The organism is Arsenicicoccus sp. UBA6765, assembly GCF_002453335.1.
Classification (GTDB): Bacteria; Actinomycetota; Actinomycetes; order Actinomycetales; family Dermatophilaceae; genus Arsenicicoccus; species Arsenicicoccus bolidensis.
The window spans coordinates 1-13555 of the sequence record NZ_DKGR01000030.1 but is presented as its reverse complement, the minus strand read 5'-3'; the positions used below and the strand labels follow the sequence as shown (position 1 = coordinate 13555).

Genomic DNA, 13555 nt, shown 5'->3' with positions numbered 1-13555 from the left:
GATGGGCTCCTGCGGGGATGGGGGTGGGGACCGCCCGATTAGGGGGGATTGTCCGATCCTGCCCCTGCACCCTGGCTGGGGGTAGCGCCAGACGGGTGTACTTGTCCCGTGGGGGATTTCGCCTCTGGCCGCTGACCCGCGGCGAGGGCAGCACGCGACCGTGACTCGTTGGCGACGGCCGGGTCCGACATCAGCCACCGGGTGGTGGCGGTGGCGGCGCGCCCCAGCGGACGGCCCACGGCCCGGTCGAGCCCCGCCGTCATCTGGTCCGGGAGGACGGAGAGCCCGAGCATCCGTCGCGACCACGGCGGCAGCGTCGAGATCGCCCCCGCGGCGAGGGTCCAGTAGCCCAGCCCGGCCACGCGGTCGATCGGCGGCGTCAGCAGCAGGAAGCGCGCCGCCTCGGTCGCGGCCGGGGTCGTCACCAGCTCCGCACGGTAGGACTCGATGGTCTGCATCAGCTCGTCATACGTCTGGGGCAGGGCCGCCAGGTCGACGCCGAGCCGCGAGGAGACCTGCGCCGTCTGGGCGACGTACTCGTCGAGCTGCTCCCGCGTGAGCGGCCGGGCGCCGAACGCCTGGTGCGTGGCGAGGAAGCTCTCGGCCTCCGCGGCGTGCACCCACCGCAGCAGGTGGGGGTCGTTCGCGGCATACGGCCGGCCGTCGGGGGCCGTCCCGACGACGCGTCCGTGCAGGTGGCGGATCGCCCCGATGGTGGCCTCGGCGTGCCGGACCGTGCCATAGGTCGTGATGGCGATGTAGTGACTGGTCCGCTGCAGCCGACCCCACGGGTCGCCCTTGTAGCCGCTGTGCTCGGCCACCCCGGCCATGGCCGAGGGGTGGAGGGACTGCAGCAGCAGGGCGCGCAGCCCGCCGCTGAACATGCTGGTGTCGGCGTGGACCTGCCAGATCGCGTCGTCGGGTCCGAACCACCGCTCCCCCACCTCCCCCCAGATCTGGTCGGCCCGACGGTCCGCGTCCGTGCCGGCGATCCGCTCGCGCAGCCCCAGCGCCGCGCGGGTCCGCAGCCGTGCCCCATGGTCATGCTCCCACCCCTGTCGCATGCCCCCAGCGTCGCAGGCCGACGGCGCCCTGACGAGCCCCACCGCCCCGGCTCGAATGAATCGATCGGGTGACGAACCCGTCGAAGGTTCCTCACCGGTGCTTCAATGACGCAGGTCCCGATCCGACCCCCACCAGCGAGGGAGTGGCGATGACGCCGCACAGGCTCGTCAGGAGGATGACCGCCGCGATCACCGCGAGCGTCACCTGTCTCGCTCTCGCCGCGTGCGGCGACGGGGGCGACCCCAACGCCCCCCTGGGGGTCAAGGACGGTCGCCTCACCGTGTGGACGCTGGACTCCCAGCCGGACCGTATGGGGGCCCAGCGCAAGATCATGGAGGCCTTCACCACCAAGACCGGCATCCAGACCGAGCTGGTGGGCATCGACGAGGCGCAGTTCCCCCAGCTGATCGCGAGCGCCGCGCAGTCCGGCACCCTGCCCGACGTCGTGGCCTCGCTCGGGCTCGGGTCGGTGCGCCAGATCGACCAGTTCGGGCTCGTGGACCGGGACGCGACGACCAAGGTCGTGGACCGGCTGGGCCGCGACACCTTCAGCCCGGCGATGCTGGACCTGGAGACGCAGGACGGCAAGGTCCTCGCGGTCCCCTCGGACTCGTGGTCGCAGATCCTCGTCTACCGCAAGGACCTCTTCAAGGCCAAGGGGCTCAAGCCCCCCACGACGTATGCCGACCTGACGGCCGCCGCCAAGGCCCTGACCGCCGAGGGCAAGAAGGGCATCACCCTGGCCACCGACCCGGCCGACCCGTTCACCTCACAGAGCTTCGAGACGCTGGCGCTCGGCAACTCCTGCCAGCTGGTCGACGACGCCGGCGCGGTGACCCTGGGCGACCAGCGCTGCCAGCGCACGTGGGACCTCTACGCCGACCTGGTCCGCAACTACTCCCCGCAGACCAAGCAGGACGTCGACACGACCCGGGCGTCCTACTTCGCCGGCGAGTCCGCCATGGTCCTGTGGTCGGCCTACCTGCTGGACGAGATGGCGGGCCTGCGCGAGGACGCCCTGCCCACGTGCCCCGAGTGCAAGGACGACCCGACCTTCCTCGCGCGCAACAGCGGCGTCGTGACGGCGGTCCGCGGCCCGGACGGCACCGGCAAGGGCTCGTTCGGCGAGGTGGCGGGCTGGGCGCTCATGCGCGGCTCGGACGTCGACCAGGGCGGCCGGCTGATCGAGCACGTCATGACCGACGGCTACCAGGCCTGGCTGGGCGTGGCGCCCGAGGGCAAGTTCCCGACCCGACCCGGCCCCACCAAGGGCTCCACGGCGTACGTCGACGCCTGGGCGAAGCTCCCCGCCGGGGTCGACACCAAGAAGCCGCTGGCCGAGGTCTATCCCCCCGACGTGCTGGCCTCCATCCGCAGCTCGGCGAGCACCATCGACCGGTGGGGCATCGCCCAGGGCCGGGGCATCCTCCTGGGAGCGGTCACCTCCGAGCTGCCGATCCCCAAGGCCGTGGCCGGCATCGCGTCCGGCAGCCTCGACGCCCGTCAGGCCGCCGAGCAGGCCGCCACCGCGGTGGACGACATCAGGAAGGACCTCAACTGATGAGCACCTCCGCCACCACGCCGACGCCTACGCCCGCACCCGGTCCCTCCGGACGGGCGGGCCGGCGCTGGTCGGCCGCCCGTCGCGACAACCGCGACGGCTGGCTCCTCGTGTCCCCCACCGTGATCGTGGTCGTGGCGATCGTCGTCATCCCGGTGCTGTGGAACGTCGTCCTCGCCTTCCAGAAGCTGTCCTTCCTGCAGATCCGGCGCGCCGGCATCGACGGGCCCTACACGCTGGAGAACTTCCGACGCGTCCTCACCAGCGCGGGCTTCCTGGAGTCGATGTGGACGACGGTCGTCTACTCCGTCGGATCGACCGCCGGGTCGATCGTCCTGGGGCTGATCGCCGCGCTGGCGCTGCGCAACCGGTTCCCCGGGCGCGGCGTCGTCCGCGCTCTCATGCTCCTGCCGTACGTCGCCCCCGTCGTCGCCGTCGCGTTCGTGTGGCAGATGATGCTGGACACGCAGTACGGCATCGTCAACGTCTACGGGCAGAAGCTGCTCGGGTGGGACGGGCCGCTCGACTTCCTCGGCCGGGAGCCGTTCGCGCTGGTGACGGTGATCGCGTTCGAGATCTGGCGCTACTTCCCGTTCGCGTTCATGTTCATCATGGCGCGGCTCACGGCGGTGCCCCGCGAGATCGACGAGGCGGCGCTCGTGGACGGGGCCACCCCCACGCAGCACTTCTGGCACGTGCTGCTGCCGCAGCTCATGTCGGTCATCGCCCTGCTGTCCGTGCTGCGGGTCATCATGACCTTCAACAAGTTCGACGACGTCTACCTGCTCACGGGCGGCACCGCGGGCACGGACATCGCCGCGGTCCGGGTCTACGACTACCTCACCGGGCGCTTCGACGCCGGCGGGGCGGCCGCCCAGGCCGTCGTGCTGTCCCTGGTGATGGCGGTCTTCCTGATCGTCTACCTGCGCTTCATGGCCCGGCACGAGGGACAGGAGGACTGACATGAACCGCTACGCCGTCGAGACCTCGGTCCTGCGCGTCCTGCGCTGGCTGACCATCGCGTTCCTGCTGGTCATCACCGTGTTCCCCTTCTACTACATGGTGATGCTGAGCTTCACGCCCATCGACTCCCTGCTGCAGAACCCCGGCCGGCTCCTGCCGGAGTGGTCGACGGTCACGACCGAGACCTACACCAACGTCCTCGCGCCCGTCGAGGAGGAGGGCCAGGGCTTCGCGCAGCTCATGCGCAACTCGGCGGTCGTGTCCCTCGTGACCGTGGCCCTCACCCTGGTCGTGGCGATCCCCGGCGCGTATGCCGTCAGCCGCCTCGCCTTCAAGGGTCGCCGCCAGGTGGGCGCGCTGTTCCTGTCGGTCTACCTGTTCCCGTCGATCGTCCTGGCGATCCCGCTGGTCATCGCGTTCGCCAAGCTCGGCCTCTACCAGTCGCTCCCGGGCCTGATGCTCGTCTACGTCGCCCAGACCGTCCCGGTGTCGATCTACATGCTGCGCAACTACTTCGAGACCATCCCGGCGACCATCGAGGAGGCGGCGACCCTCGACGGGGCCAACCGCTTCCAGACCATCACCAAGGTCGTGCTCCCCCTCGCCATGCCGTCGATCATGTCGACCGGGCTCTACATCTTCATGATCGCGTGGAACGAGTTCCTCTTCGCCCTGCTGTTCCTCGCCGCCAAGCGGGACCTGTGGACCGTCTCGCTCGGCCTGTCCCAGCTCTCCAACGGCGTCGAGGTGCCCAAGACGGTGCTCATGGCCGGGTCGGTCCTGCTGACGATCCCCGTGATCGTGCTCTACGGCATCGCGGAGCGCTGGCTCACCGAGGGCCTGACGAGCGGCGCCGACAAGGGCTGACGCCGCCCGTCAGGGTGGCCCAACGGCCGGGTGGAGCGGGTGGAGCGGGTCAGTCGTCTTCCTCCGGCTCGAAGGTCGAACCCTCCTTGTCGGCGCCGGCACCCGCGCCCGCGTCGTTGAGCTCGTCGAGGCTCGTGGTCCCGTCGCTGCCGCCGGTGGCCTGCTCGGCGTCGTCGCCGGTGAGGCGCTGGTCCTCGGGTCGCTGCTCGGACATGGCGTGCTCCGTTCTCTCGCACTACTTCTCGGTGGGCCGCTCGACGGCCGCCTGATGGCGACCCCGGGTGGCCCCGGGCTCTCGTCATACCCCCGCAGCCCCTCCCGTCAGACCACCCGGCACGACGACGCGGGTCGCACTAGGGTGAGCGCACCCCCGCGCCGCGACGCCGGCGCCGTGACGAGCGGAGCCCCTCATGACCTTCGAGTACCTCGCCGATCCCTCCGGCCGCCCCGCCTGGGAGGGGGTCCTGCCGGGTCGCCCCCACCCATTCTTCCTCGAGGCCGGGCAGGGCGAGCACGCCAAGCTCTTCGTCGACACCTTCTCCGTGCTGCTCAGCGGGGACGAGACGGAGGGGCAGTTCGGGGTCTTCACCTCCACCTGCCCGCCCGGGGAGATCATCCCGACGCACGCGCACGACCAGACCCACGAGACCTTCTACGTCCTGGAGGGCGCGATCCGCCTCTACGTGCAGCTGCCCGACGGCGACCAGGTCTCGCGCGTGCTCGGCACCGGTGACTTCGCGTTCGTGCCGGCCGGGGCCGAGCACGCCTACCGGATCGAGGAGCACACCCGCCTCATGGGGGTCTCCAGCGGCGGCTTCGAGCGCTTCTTCCAGACCATGGGCACCAAGGTCGACGACCCCACGGCCGACACCCCGCCGTTCGTGCCCGACGGGCCGCGGATGGGCGCGGCGGCGCGGCAGTTCCACATGGAGTTCCTGCCTGGGTTCGACTGGTCCCGGGCCTGAGCCGTATGCCGACCGCGCCCTCCCCGGAGCCCTCCGCACCGACGGCGGAAGCAGGCCCGCTGCCCGAGGCCACCGTCACCGCAGCCGGCGTGCGCGTGCTGCGGGGTGTGCCCTATGCCTCGCTGGACGGCGTCCGCCCCCTCGAGCTGGACCTGTATCTCCCTGCGCCGCAGCCCGATCCACAGCCCGGTCCACCGCCTGATGCGCGTGCTGGTGCACGTCCTGGTGCGATCGCCGACGTGCAGGGCTGCCCCGCCGTCGTGTTCCTGCACGGCGGCGGGTGGCGCCTCGGCAGCCGCCGCTCGGCGGGTCCGGCGTTCTCAGGAGTCGTCAGCCCCTTCGAGCGGATGGCCGCGGCGGGGGTCGCGGTGGCGAGCGCGGACTACCGGCTCAGCGGCGAGGCGACCTGGCCGGCGCAGCTGCACGACGCCAAGGCCGCGGTGCGCTGGCTGCGGCACCGCGCCGACGAGCTCGGGATCGACCCCGACCGCATCGGGGCGTGGGGCGAGTCGGCGGGCGGCCACCTCGCGGCCTTGCTCGGCGTGACCGGGACGCTCGCCGCCGACGCGCCGCTCGAGGGCACCGTCGGGGTCACGGGGGTCTCGTCGGCGGTGGCGACCGTCGTCGCGTGGTATGCCCCCACCGACCTGGTGGGCCTGCCCCGCGACCTCGGCGCCGACCCTGCCGCCACCGACAGCCGCGAGGCCCTGCTGCTGGGTGGCGCCATCAGCGAGCGGCCGGACGCGGCGGCCGAGGCGGGGGCGGTGACCCACGTGCACGCCGGCGCTCCGGCATACCTGCTGGTCCACGGCGAGGCCGACCGGCTGGTCCCCTGCGCCCAGAGCGCCCGGCTCGCCGCGGCGCTCGAGGCCGTCGGCGTCGAGGTCGAGCTGGTCCTGGAGCCCGGCGCGGACCACCTGTGGCGCGGGAGCGACGAGGCCGCCGAGGACGCGCTGCGCCGCACCGTGGAGCACCTGACGACGCGCCTGGGGCCGAGCCCGCTCAGATGACGTAGCTGTCGGCGCTGCGCGCTGCCCCGCGCATCGCGGCCAGATCGTACGGAGTGCGCTGGTAGACGTAGTAGTTGAGCCAGTTGGCGTAGAGCAGGAAGGCGTGGCTGCGCCAGGTGACCCGCGGCGGCTGCGTCGGGTCGTCGTCCGGGAAGTAGCCCACGGGGACGTCGATCGGCACTCCCTTGGACGCGTCGCGGTGGTACTCCAGGGACAGGGTGTCGGCCTCGTACTCCGGATGACCGGTCACGAACAGCTGCCGCCCGTCGCGCGACTGCGCCAGATAGAGCCCCGCGGTCTCGGAGGTGGCCAGCACCTGGAGCTTGGGGTGCGCCTGCACCTCCTCCAGGGGCGTGCCCGTATGCCGGGAGTGCGGCGCGGTGAAGGTCTCGTCGTAGCCGCTGACGATGCGGGCGCGCGGGTCCAGGACGCGGTGCTCGAACACGCCGAACATCTTGTCCGGCAGCTCCATCTTGCCGATGCCGTAGTGCCGGTAGAGCCCCGCCTGGGCGCCCCAGCAGACGTGCATCGTGGAGTAGACGTGGTCGGCGCTCCAGTCCAGGATCTCGCACAGCTCGTCCCAGTAGTCCACGGCCTCGAAGGGCAGCTTCTCGACCGGCGCCCCCGTGATGACGAGGCCGTCGTAGCGCTCGTCGCGGATCTCGTCGAACGTGCGGTAGAAGGTGTCGAGGTGCTCGGTCGAGGTGTTGCGGGACTCGTGGGAGCACATCCGCACGAAGGTGATCTCGACCTGCAGCGGCGAGTTGGCCAGCAGCCGCAGGATCTGGGTCTCCGTGACGATCTTGGTCGGCATGAGGTTGACGATCGCGATACGCAGCGGGCGGATGTCCTGGTGGCCGGCGCGCTCGGTCGACATGACGAAGACGTTCTCGGACTCGAGCGTGCGGCGCGCCGGCAGGGCGCGGGGAACGGTGACCGGCAACGGGATCGACCTCCTCGATCGGGTGGACCTCGATCGAGGCCCGCGTGACCGCGTCGGCGGAGGCCGCGCGGCCGGGTCTGCCCTCGAGCGGCACCGGCGCGGAACCGGGTGCCGAGCGACCTCCTCGAGGTGATCGGTCGCTGCTCTTGACCCACGGCAAGGGTGCCACACGCGCGCCCGCACCGCCGACCCGCTCCCACCGGGCGAGATGGGGAGCGGGTCTCTGCTGTGGCGGTCGGCTGGCGGCTGGCGGCTGGCGGCTGGCGGCTCGCTCCTAGCGGCTCGGCTCGCTCGCGACCGGGGCCGGAACGTCCAGTCGCCGGTAGGCCTCGCCCTGCGCCGGCCGCGGGTCCTCCTCGCCGCGGCGGGGCCACAGCGAGGTCGCCCGCTCGGCCTGGGCGGTGATCGTCAGTGAGGGGTTGACGCCGAGGTTGGCGCTGACCGCGGCCCCGTCGAGCACCGAGATGCCCGGGTAGCCCCACACGCGCTGGTAGGGGTCGACCACACCCGCCTCAGGGTCGTCCGAGATCACGGCGCCCCCGAGGTAGTGCGCCGTCATCGGCATGTCGACGACCTCGCCGACGCTGCCCCGCGCGTCGGCCGGGATCCCCGTCACCGTCTCCAGGTGACGGGCGATGGATCGCAGCGCCGCATGGCCGGCCGGGATCCAGGTGGGGTTGGGCTCGCCGTGCCCCTGCTCGCTCGTCATCGAGTGCCCGCCGAGCGGCCCGCGCCGATAGCTGGTCGTCAGCGAGTTGTCGCGGCTCTGCATCACCAGGCCGATGACCGTGCGCTCGCTCCAGCGCCGCAGCCACAGGGACCGGGCGGCGCCGAGCGGGTCGCGAGCCACCTCGCCGAGGTAGCGCACGAAGCGCGGCACCCGTCCGCCGCCGGGGACGAGCAGCGCGGTCAGCCCACCCATGAGGTTGGACCCGACGCCGTAGCGGCAGTTCTCGACGTGCGTGTCCTGGTCCGGGTGGAAGGACGAGGTGATGGCGACGCCCTTGGTCAGGTCCATGCCCGCCGGCACGCGACGGGTGCCGGCCCCGCCGATCATCTCGGAGTTGGTGCGCGTGAGCCGACCGAGGGCCGGTGACAGCCGCGGCAGGTCGCCGGTGTGCCGCAGCCGGTGGAGCAGGCGGCTCGTCCCGAAGGCGCCGGCCGCCATCACGACATACGTCGCCGTCGTCTCGCGACGGTCGCGGCCCACCCAGGCGCCGGTGCGCTCGTGCTCGACCCGGTAGCCGCGCTCGGGGCGGGACGGGTCGAGCGGCCGGACCCGCGTCACGGTCCGCCGGTCACGGATGACGGCCCCGCGCCGCTCGGCGAGCGCGAGGTAGTTCTTGACCAGGGTGTTCTTGGCGCCGACCCGGCAGCCGACCATGCAGCTGCCGCACTCGGTGCAGCCCGTCCGCGCCGGCCCCTCGCCCCCGAAGTAGGGGTCGGCCACCGTCTCCCCCGGCCGGCCGAAGTAGACGCCCACCGGCGTCTTGCGATAGCTCTCCTCGACCCCCATCTCGCGGGCGACGTCGAGCATCAGCCGCTCCACCGGCCCGTCGCAGGGGTTGGTGACGACCCCGAGCATCCGCGTCGCCTCGTCGTAGTGCGGCGACAGCTCACTCTCCCAGTCGGTGATGTGCGCCCACTGGCGGTCGCTGTAGAAGGGGCCGTGCGGGCGGTAGAGCGTGCACGCGTAGTTGAGCGAGCCACCGCCGACGCCCGCGCCGGCGAGCACGAGCACGTCGGGCAGCCGGTGGATCCGCTGCACCCCGAAGCATCCCAGCCGCGGTGCCCACAGGAAGTTGCGCACGTCCCAGCTGGTCTTGGCGAAGTCCTCGTCCTCGAACCGCCGCCCCGCCTCCAGCACCTCCACGCGATAGCCCTTGGCGGCCAGGCGCAGCGCCGCCACCGATCCCCCGAACCCCGAGCCCACCACCAGCACGTCGACGTCTGTCACCAGGTCCATGAGGCACCTCTCCCCCGGGACGACCCCGGCCGTATGGCGCCCCGCCCCGTCGCGTGGTCGCCCGCTGCCGCACAGTGTCGCACCCGCGAAGCCACCGCAGCGTCGTCGCCCCCGCGGACCGCGGAGGCGCAGGGGTCCGGTCCTCGGGCAGGCTGTCCCCATGACGGTCCCCCAACCCGCCCTGCCCCGGCACCACGTGCGACCCCGCCGCGGCTGGCTCAACGACCCCAACGGGATAACCCGCCACGGCGGGCGCTGGCACGTGTTCTACCAGCACAGCTCCGCCGCCGCGGTGCACGACCGGATCGAGTGGGGCCACGCGAGCAGCACCGACCTGGCCCGCTGGGACGAGCACGCCGTGGCCTTCGGCCCCACCACCGGCGGGCCCGACGAGTTCGGCTGCTGGTCAGGCGTCTTCGTGCCCGGCCTGGACCGCCCCGCCGTGGCGTACTCAGGCGTCGTGGACGACACCTTCGCGAGCACCGTGTGCCTGCGGTGGGCGCTCGACGACGACCTGGGCCGCTGGTCCGAGCCGATCGTCGTCGGTGAGACCCCCGAGGTCGACGGCATCGCGGTCATGCGCGACCCGTTCGTGTTCACCCACGGCGGCCACCGGTGGGCGCTCCTGGGGGCCGGTCTCGACGACGGCACGCCCGCCGTTCTGCTGTACTCCTGCGACGACATCCTCGCGTGGACCTACGTCGGGCTCTGGCTCACCCACGCGGATCCCGTTGCGGCACAGCACGCCCCGGCCGACATCTGGGAGTGCCCGCAGCTCGTGCGGACCGCAGGTGGCACGGCCCTCGTGCTCAGCCTGCAGCACGAGACGATCCTCGACCGCGCGGTCTGGCTGGTGGGCGATCTCGACACGGATGCGGAGGGCCGTCCGGCGTTCACCGCCCGCAGCGGCGGGGACCTGGACGCAGGGGACGTCCTCTACGCACCGCAGGTCCTGCACGACGAGCCCGAGCCGCTGCTGATGGGCTGGGTCCGACAGGACGGGATCCCCGCTGACCCGGACGACCCGGACGCCGACCTCGTGGCGGGGTGCCTCACCTTCCCTCGTCGGCTCACGGTGGAGGGGGACGTGCTCCGCAGCCGCCTCGACCCCGCGGTGGAGTCGTTGGTGGTGCCCGAGCCAGGACGCGTGGCCCCTGCAGGCCGACCGGCCACGATCGAGGACGCGGGCGTGGTGCGCGTGCCTGGAGGCGTCGGGGAGTGGCGGCTGACCGGCCTGGCGGGCGCCGTCGGGGGGCCCGTCGGTGACGGGGTCGACGTGTGGATCGACGGCGAGGTGGTCGAGGCCCATCCCCACGACGGGAGCGCACCGAGCACGTGGCGTGACGTGGGGACGCGCGTCTGGACCGTCGAGGCCGACGTCGCTGCACAGCTGGACGCGTTGGCCCCGACGTCGCGCTGAGGCCCGGCCCGTCGAGACGGCGGGCGGACGGCATACGGCAGCGGCCCCCTCCCAGGATCGGGAGGGGGCCGCTCGGTCAGCAGGTCACTCGACCGTCGACGCCGTCTTGTGCTCGAGGAGGAACTTCTCGGCCTCCTCGTTCCAGATGTTGTTGTTGCGGCCGCAGATCTCGGCGAGGCCGGCAAAGAACTCGTCGTCCTTGCCCAGCTCGGCGAAGTCGTCGATCGCGGTCAGCGGCATGCACACCCAGGGGTAGATGAGCTTCTTGCCACCAGGGATGTTGGGGTAGTTGAGGACCGTCTCGGGCACGGAGTCGAGGCCGCCGATGTGGGTGACCATGAACGACGGGTTGAGGTCGCCGCGGGCGGACATCTCGAGGGACTCGATCATGTCGCCGGTGGAGCCGCCGGAGGTTCCGACGATGTGCGTGGCCTCGTAGTGCACGTTGTAGAAGTTGAAGTCCGCGACGAACTTCTTGTCGGTCGGGCCGGCGAAGAAGTTGAGGCAGCCGTCGAACCCGAGGATCTGGTCGCCCAGCTCGACGAGCGCCTTGACCGGGGCGTAGACGAACACGTCGTCGTAGCCCTTGCCCTCGGGGGTGATGTCGCGCAGCAGCTGCACGGGGTCGCCACCGGTGGTGTTGACGTAGCGCAGGTCGACGCCCTTGGCCTTGGCGTCCTCGACGGTGATCAGGCTGGCGACGCGGTCGAGGCGGGCCTGGTCGATGTCGACGACGACGAGCAGCGACGGGGTGTAGGGACCGTTGATGGCGTACTCGATCGCGCCGATGCCCATGGGGCCGGCACAGCCGAGCAGGGCCATCTTGCCGCCCTTGACCGGGCCCATGAAGTGCTCGTAGACGAACGGCTTGGTGTGGTACTGCGCGTGGAACCCGCCGATGATGCACGACATCGGCTCGGCCAGACCGGCGTTCGCGAAGTAGGTGCCGTCGTAGTTGAGGACGCAGCCCTTGTCGATCGCGATCTTGGGGATGATCGTGTAGTGCGTGTCCCCGCCGAAGTAGGGGTAGGAGTAGCCGCTGGAGTAGCCGTTCTCCAGGCCCATGGCGGGCTGGATGGCGATGAGCTGACCCACCGTGTAGTCGTCCGCGTAGTCAGCGCCGACCTCGACGATCTCGCCGGCGAACTCGTGGCCGGCCATGACGGGGACCTCGGAGATGTTCGGCGGGACGCGCTTGTGGTCCTCGCCGAGGATGGTGGCCTTGTACGTCGACATGCAGATGCTGTCCGACATGACCTTCATGAGGATCTCGTCGCGCCCGATGGGGGGCAGCTCGACGTGGGTGACCTTGATCTTGCCCTTGCCGTGGATGACGGCCGCTTCAGTGCGCATGCCTTCACCGTATGAGGTCGCCCGGCTTTTGTCTAGAGGTTGACTAAAGTTCGCAGGTGCGGGCATCCCCCGTCGCCTGGCCGACCGCCGGCGACGCGCGTCTGCCCGGGCAGCCTGGCGGGCTGTCCGGGTGGACGTGTCTGTGGATGGGTCGGCTGGCGGTCGGTCGGTTGGGGGTCGCTTCGTGGTGGGTCAGGCGGTGAGGGCGTGGTGGCCGGGTGGGCGCGGGGCTGGGTCGCCGGGTGGGCGTGACGGTTGCCCGCCTGGTGGTGGCTGCCCGTGTCCGTCGTCGGGAGGTTCGCGTCCTGCGCTGGGAGCGCCCGCACCTGAGCCACCCTTCGCGCCCGCCCCAGTCCCCGTGCTCCCGCCGGCACCCGCGCCAGCACTGACGCGGTCGTCAGCGTCGGGCCCGGCGCCGCTGTCTGCGTTCAGGCTTGAGCCCGAGCCGTCGCGGTGGCCAGCGTCGGGGCTTGATGCGGCGTCTGCGTCGCTCTCGGGGCCGGTGCTGTGGTCGATGTCGGGTGGTGGGGTGGGGTGCCAGCCGGTCCAGGTGTGGGTGATGTCCCACTGGACGCGGGACCCGTCGGCGGTGACCCGCCCGGTGATGTGGTGGGCGTGGATGAACCGGTGGTGGTGCCCGCACACCAGGGCCAGGTTGGCCAGGTCGGTCGGGCCGCCGTCGGCCCAGTGCACGATGTGGTGGGCCTGGCACCACGACGCCGCCGCGTCGCAGCCGGGGAAGCTGCACCCCCCGTCACGCACCTCCAGGGCGCGACGCTGCCGGGCGGTGGCCAGGCGGGTGGTGCGCCCCACGTCCAACGGTCGACCGGCCGGGTCCAGCCAGACCGGGGTCACGTCAGCGCCGCAGGTCAGCTCCCTGGCGGCGCGGGGCCCCAGGATCGTGCCCAGGTCGTCGACGCACGCGGCCGGGACCGGACACCCGCACGGCCCCCCGCCACTGGTGCCGCGCCACAGCCCGAACGCGTCCTTGGCGCGGTGCTCGCACGGCTCCAGCAACGCTTCCGGGGTCAGCACCAACGACGCCCGCGCGGTCGCGCCCATCGGCCCCCGCACCCCCGAGGACGCCGCGATCCCCACGATGGTCAGCAACGCGTCCAGACGTCGTTGCGCCGCGGTCCGCTCGTCCCGCACCACCGTCCCGTCCGGCAACGTCGAGGTCTGCGGCGCGGAGAACGCCGTCAACGCGGCCTGCAACCGGACCTTGTCCACGTCCCCCACCACCCCGCGAAAGGCCCACAACCCGTCCCCGGTCGCCGAGAACGTGCTCACCCCCCGGCGGGACTGCTCGTGCCGGGCCGCGCGCTCCTGGTCGGCGACCGTGGCGTACCGGGCCAGCATCATCAACCGGAACCCGTCCAGCTCCGCGCGCGCGTCCACCCGGGCGGCCAGGTCCGCGACGCCCGCCGCGACCTGCTCGTGCC

At 72.0% G+C, this 13555-nt stretch carries 12 protein-coding genes; 6 read left to right on the top strand and 6 right to left on the bottom strand.

The window, feature by feature from the left end; translation table 11 throughout:
* Nucleotides 1-38: 38 nt before the first annotated feature.
* A complete protein-coding gene (locus B4K29_RS08660; RefSeq protein ID WP_286958528.1) occupies nucleotides 39-1064 on the bottom strand; it encodes an oxygenase MpaB family protein in 1026 nt (341 codons plus the stop codon).
* Nucleotides 1065-1240: 176 nt separating this feature from the next.
* Here B4K29_RS08660 and B4K29_RS08655 point away from each other — a divergent pair, with 176 nt between their 5' ends.
* Genes B4K29_RS08655 through B4K29_RS08645 form a run of 3 tightly spaced genes read left to right on the top strand, consistent with a single transcriptional unit; the run spans nucleotide 1241 to nucleotide 4456 of the window.
* Entirely contained in the window at nucleotides 1241-2626 is a 1386-nt protein-coding gene (locus B4K29_RS08655; protein WP_286958526.1) for an ABC transporter substrate-binding protein, read from the top strand.
* The gene (locus tag B4K29_RS08650) at nucleotides 2626-3588 is read left to right on the top strand and encodes a carbohydrate ABC transporter permease (RefSeq protein WP_239266100.1); all 963 of its coding nucleotides are present in this window, start codon (nucleotides 2626-2628) and stop codon (nucleotides 3586-3588) included. Before B4K29_RS08655 ends, B4K29_RS08650 begins: the two co-directional genes overlap by 1 nt.
* Before the next feature lies 1 nt (nucleotide 3589).
* Nucleotides 3590-4456 (top strand): carbohydrate ABC transporter permease, encoded by an 867-nt coding sequence (locus tag B4K29_RS08645; RefSeq protein WP_019287137.1) that lies wholly within the window; start codon nucleotides 3590-3592, stop codon nucleotides 4454-4456.
* Nucleotides 4457-4505: 49 nt separating this feature from the next.
* On the opposite strand, the gene B4K29_RS08640 is transcribed toward B4K29_RS08645, so the two are convergent.
* The gene (locus tag B4K29_RS08640; protein ID WP_286958525.1) at nucleotides 4506-4670 is read right to left on the bottom strand and encodes a hypothetical protein; all 165 of its coding nucleotides are present in this window, start codon (nucleotides 4668-4670) and stop codon (nucleotides 4506-4508) included.
* A gap of 196 nt (nucleotides 4671-4866) precedes the next feature.
* On the opposite strand from B4K29_RS08640, the gene B4K29_RS08635 reads away from it, so the two are divergent.
* On the top strand, nucleotides 4867-5421 hold the full coding sequence (locus B4K29_RS08635; RefSeq protein ID WP_286967071.1) for a quercetin 2,3-dioxygenase: 555 nt from the start codon (nucleotides 4867-4869) through the stop codon (nucleotides 5419-5421).
* Nucleotides 5422-5426: 5 nt separating this feature from the next.
* On the top strand, nucleotides 5427-6431 hold the full coding sequence (locus B4K29_RS08630) for an alpha/beta hydrolase (protein ID WP_286967070.1): 1005 nt from the start codon (nucleotides 5427-5429) through the stop codon (nucleotides 6429-6431).
* Here B4K29_RS08630 and metA read toward each other — a convergent pair.
* Together metA and B4K29_RS08620 are read right to left on the bottom strand one after the other, a co-directional pair.
* Complete coding sequence (gene metA / locus B4K29_RS08625; RefSeq protein WP_286967069.1) at nucleotides 6424-7374, bottom strand: homoserine O-acetyltransferase MetA; 951 nt, start codon at nucleotides 7372-7374, stop codon at nucleotides 6424-6426. The genes B4K29_RS08630 and metA overlap by 8 nt on opposite strands.
* Before the next feature lie 274 nt (nucleotides 7375-7648).
* Nucleotides 7649-9340, bottom strand: a complete 1692-nt coding sequence (locus tag B4K29_RS08620) for a GMC family oxidoreductase N-terminal domain-containing protein (protein ID WP_286967067.1) — start codon at nucleotides 9338-9340, stop codon at nucleotides 7649-7651.
* Nucleotides 9341-9500: 160 nt separating this feature from the next.
* Between B4K29_RS08620 and B4K29_RS08615 the strand changes: the two genes are divergently transcribed.
* Nucleotides 9501-10760 carry a glycoside hydrolase family 32 protein gene (locus B4K29_RS08615; protein ID WP_286967066.1) on the top strand — a complete coding sequence of 420 codons (1260 nt, stop codon included), beginning with the start codon at nucleotides 9501-9503 and terminating at the stop codon, nucleotides 10758-10760.
* An 84-nt stretch (nucleotides 10761-10844) separates the two neighbouring features.
* On the opposite strand, the gene B4K29_RS08610 is transcribed toward B4K29_RS08615, so the two are convergent.
* Both B4K29_RS08610 and B4K29_RS08605 read right to left on the bottom strand, forming a co-directional pair.
* The gene (locus B4K29_RS08610) at nucleotides 10845-12113 is read right to left on the bottom strand and encodes an alcohol dehydrogenase catalytic domain-containing protein (protein ID WP_286967065.1); all 1269 of its coding nucleotides are present in this window, start codon (nucleotides 12111-12113) and stop codon (nucleotides 10845-10847) included.
* 192 nt (nucleotides 12114-12305) lie between these two features.
* Nucleotides 12306-13555, bottom strand: a 1250-nt coding sequence (locus B4K29_RS08605; protein WP_286967064.1) for an HNH endonuclease signature motif containing protein, incomplete at its 5' end; no start/stop codon positions are given.

What these genes read in the sequence shown, in the direction of transcription:
- B4K29_RS08610 (WP_286967065.1), bottom strand. Translation starts at nt 12,113, where the DNA reads ATGCGCACTGAAGCGGCCGTCATCCACGGCAAGGGCAAGATCAAGGTC.
- B4K29_RS08655 (WP_286958526.1), top strand. Translation starts at nt 1,241, where the DNA reads ATGACCGCCGCGATCACCGCGAGCGTCACCTGTCTCGCTCTCGCCGCG.
- B4K29_RS08645 (WP_019287137.1), top strand. Translation starts at nt 3,590, where the DNA reads ATGAACCGCTACGCCGTCGAGACCTCGGTCCTGCGCGTCCTGCGCTGG.
- B4K29_RS08615 (WP_286967066.1), top strand. Translation starts at nt 9,501, where the DNA reads ATGACGGTCCCCCAACCCGCCCTGCCCCGGCACCACGTGCGACCCCGC.
- B4K29_RS08630 (WP_286967070.1), top strand. Translation starts at nt 5,427, where the DNA reads ATGCCGACCGCGCCCTCCCCGGAGCCCTCCGCACCGACGGCGGAAGCA.
- B4K29_RS08620 (WP_286967067.1), bottom strand. Translation starts at nt 9,340, where the DNA reads ATGGACCTGGTGACAGACGTCGACGTGCTGGTGGTGGGCTCGGGGTTC.
- B4K29_RS08650 (WP_239266100.1), top strand. Translation starts at nt 2,626, where the DNA reads ATGAGCACCTCCGCCACCACGCCGACGCCTACGCCCGCACCCGGTCCC.
- B4K29_RS08640 (WP_286958525.1), bottom strand. Translation starts at nt 4,670, where the DNA reads ATGTCCGAGCAGCGACCCGAGGACCAGCGCCTCACCGGCGACGACGCC.
- B4K29_RS08635 (WP_286967071.1), top strand. Translation starts at nt 4,867, where the DNA reads ATGACCTTCGAGTACCTCGCCGATCCCTCCGGCCGCCCCGCCTGGGAG.
- B4K29_RS08660 (WP_286958528.1), bottom strand. Translation starts at nt 1,064, where the DNA reads ATGCGACAGGGGTGGGAGCATGACCATGGGGCACGGCTGCGGACCCGC.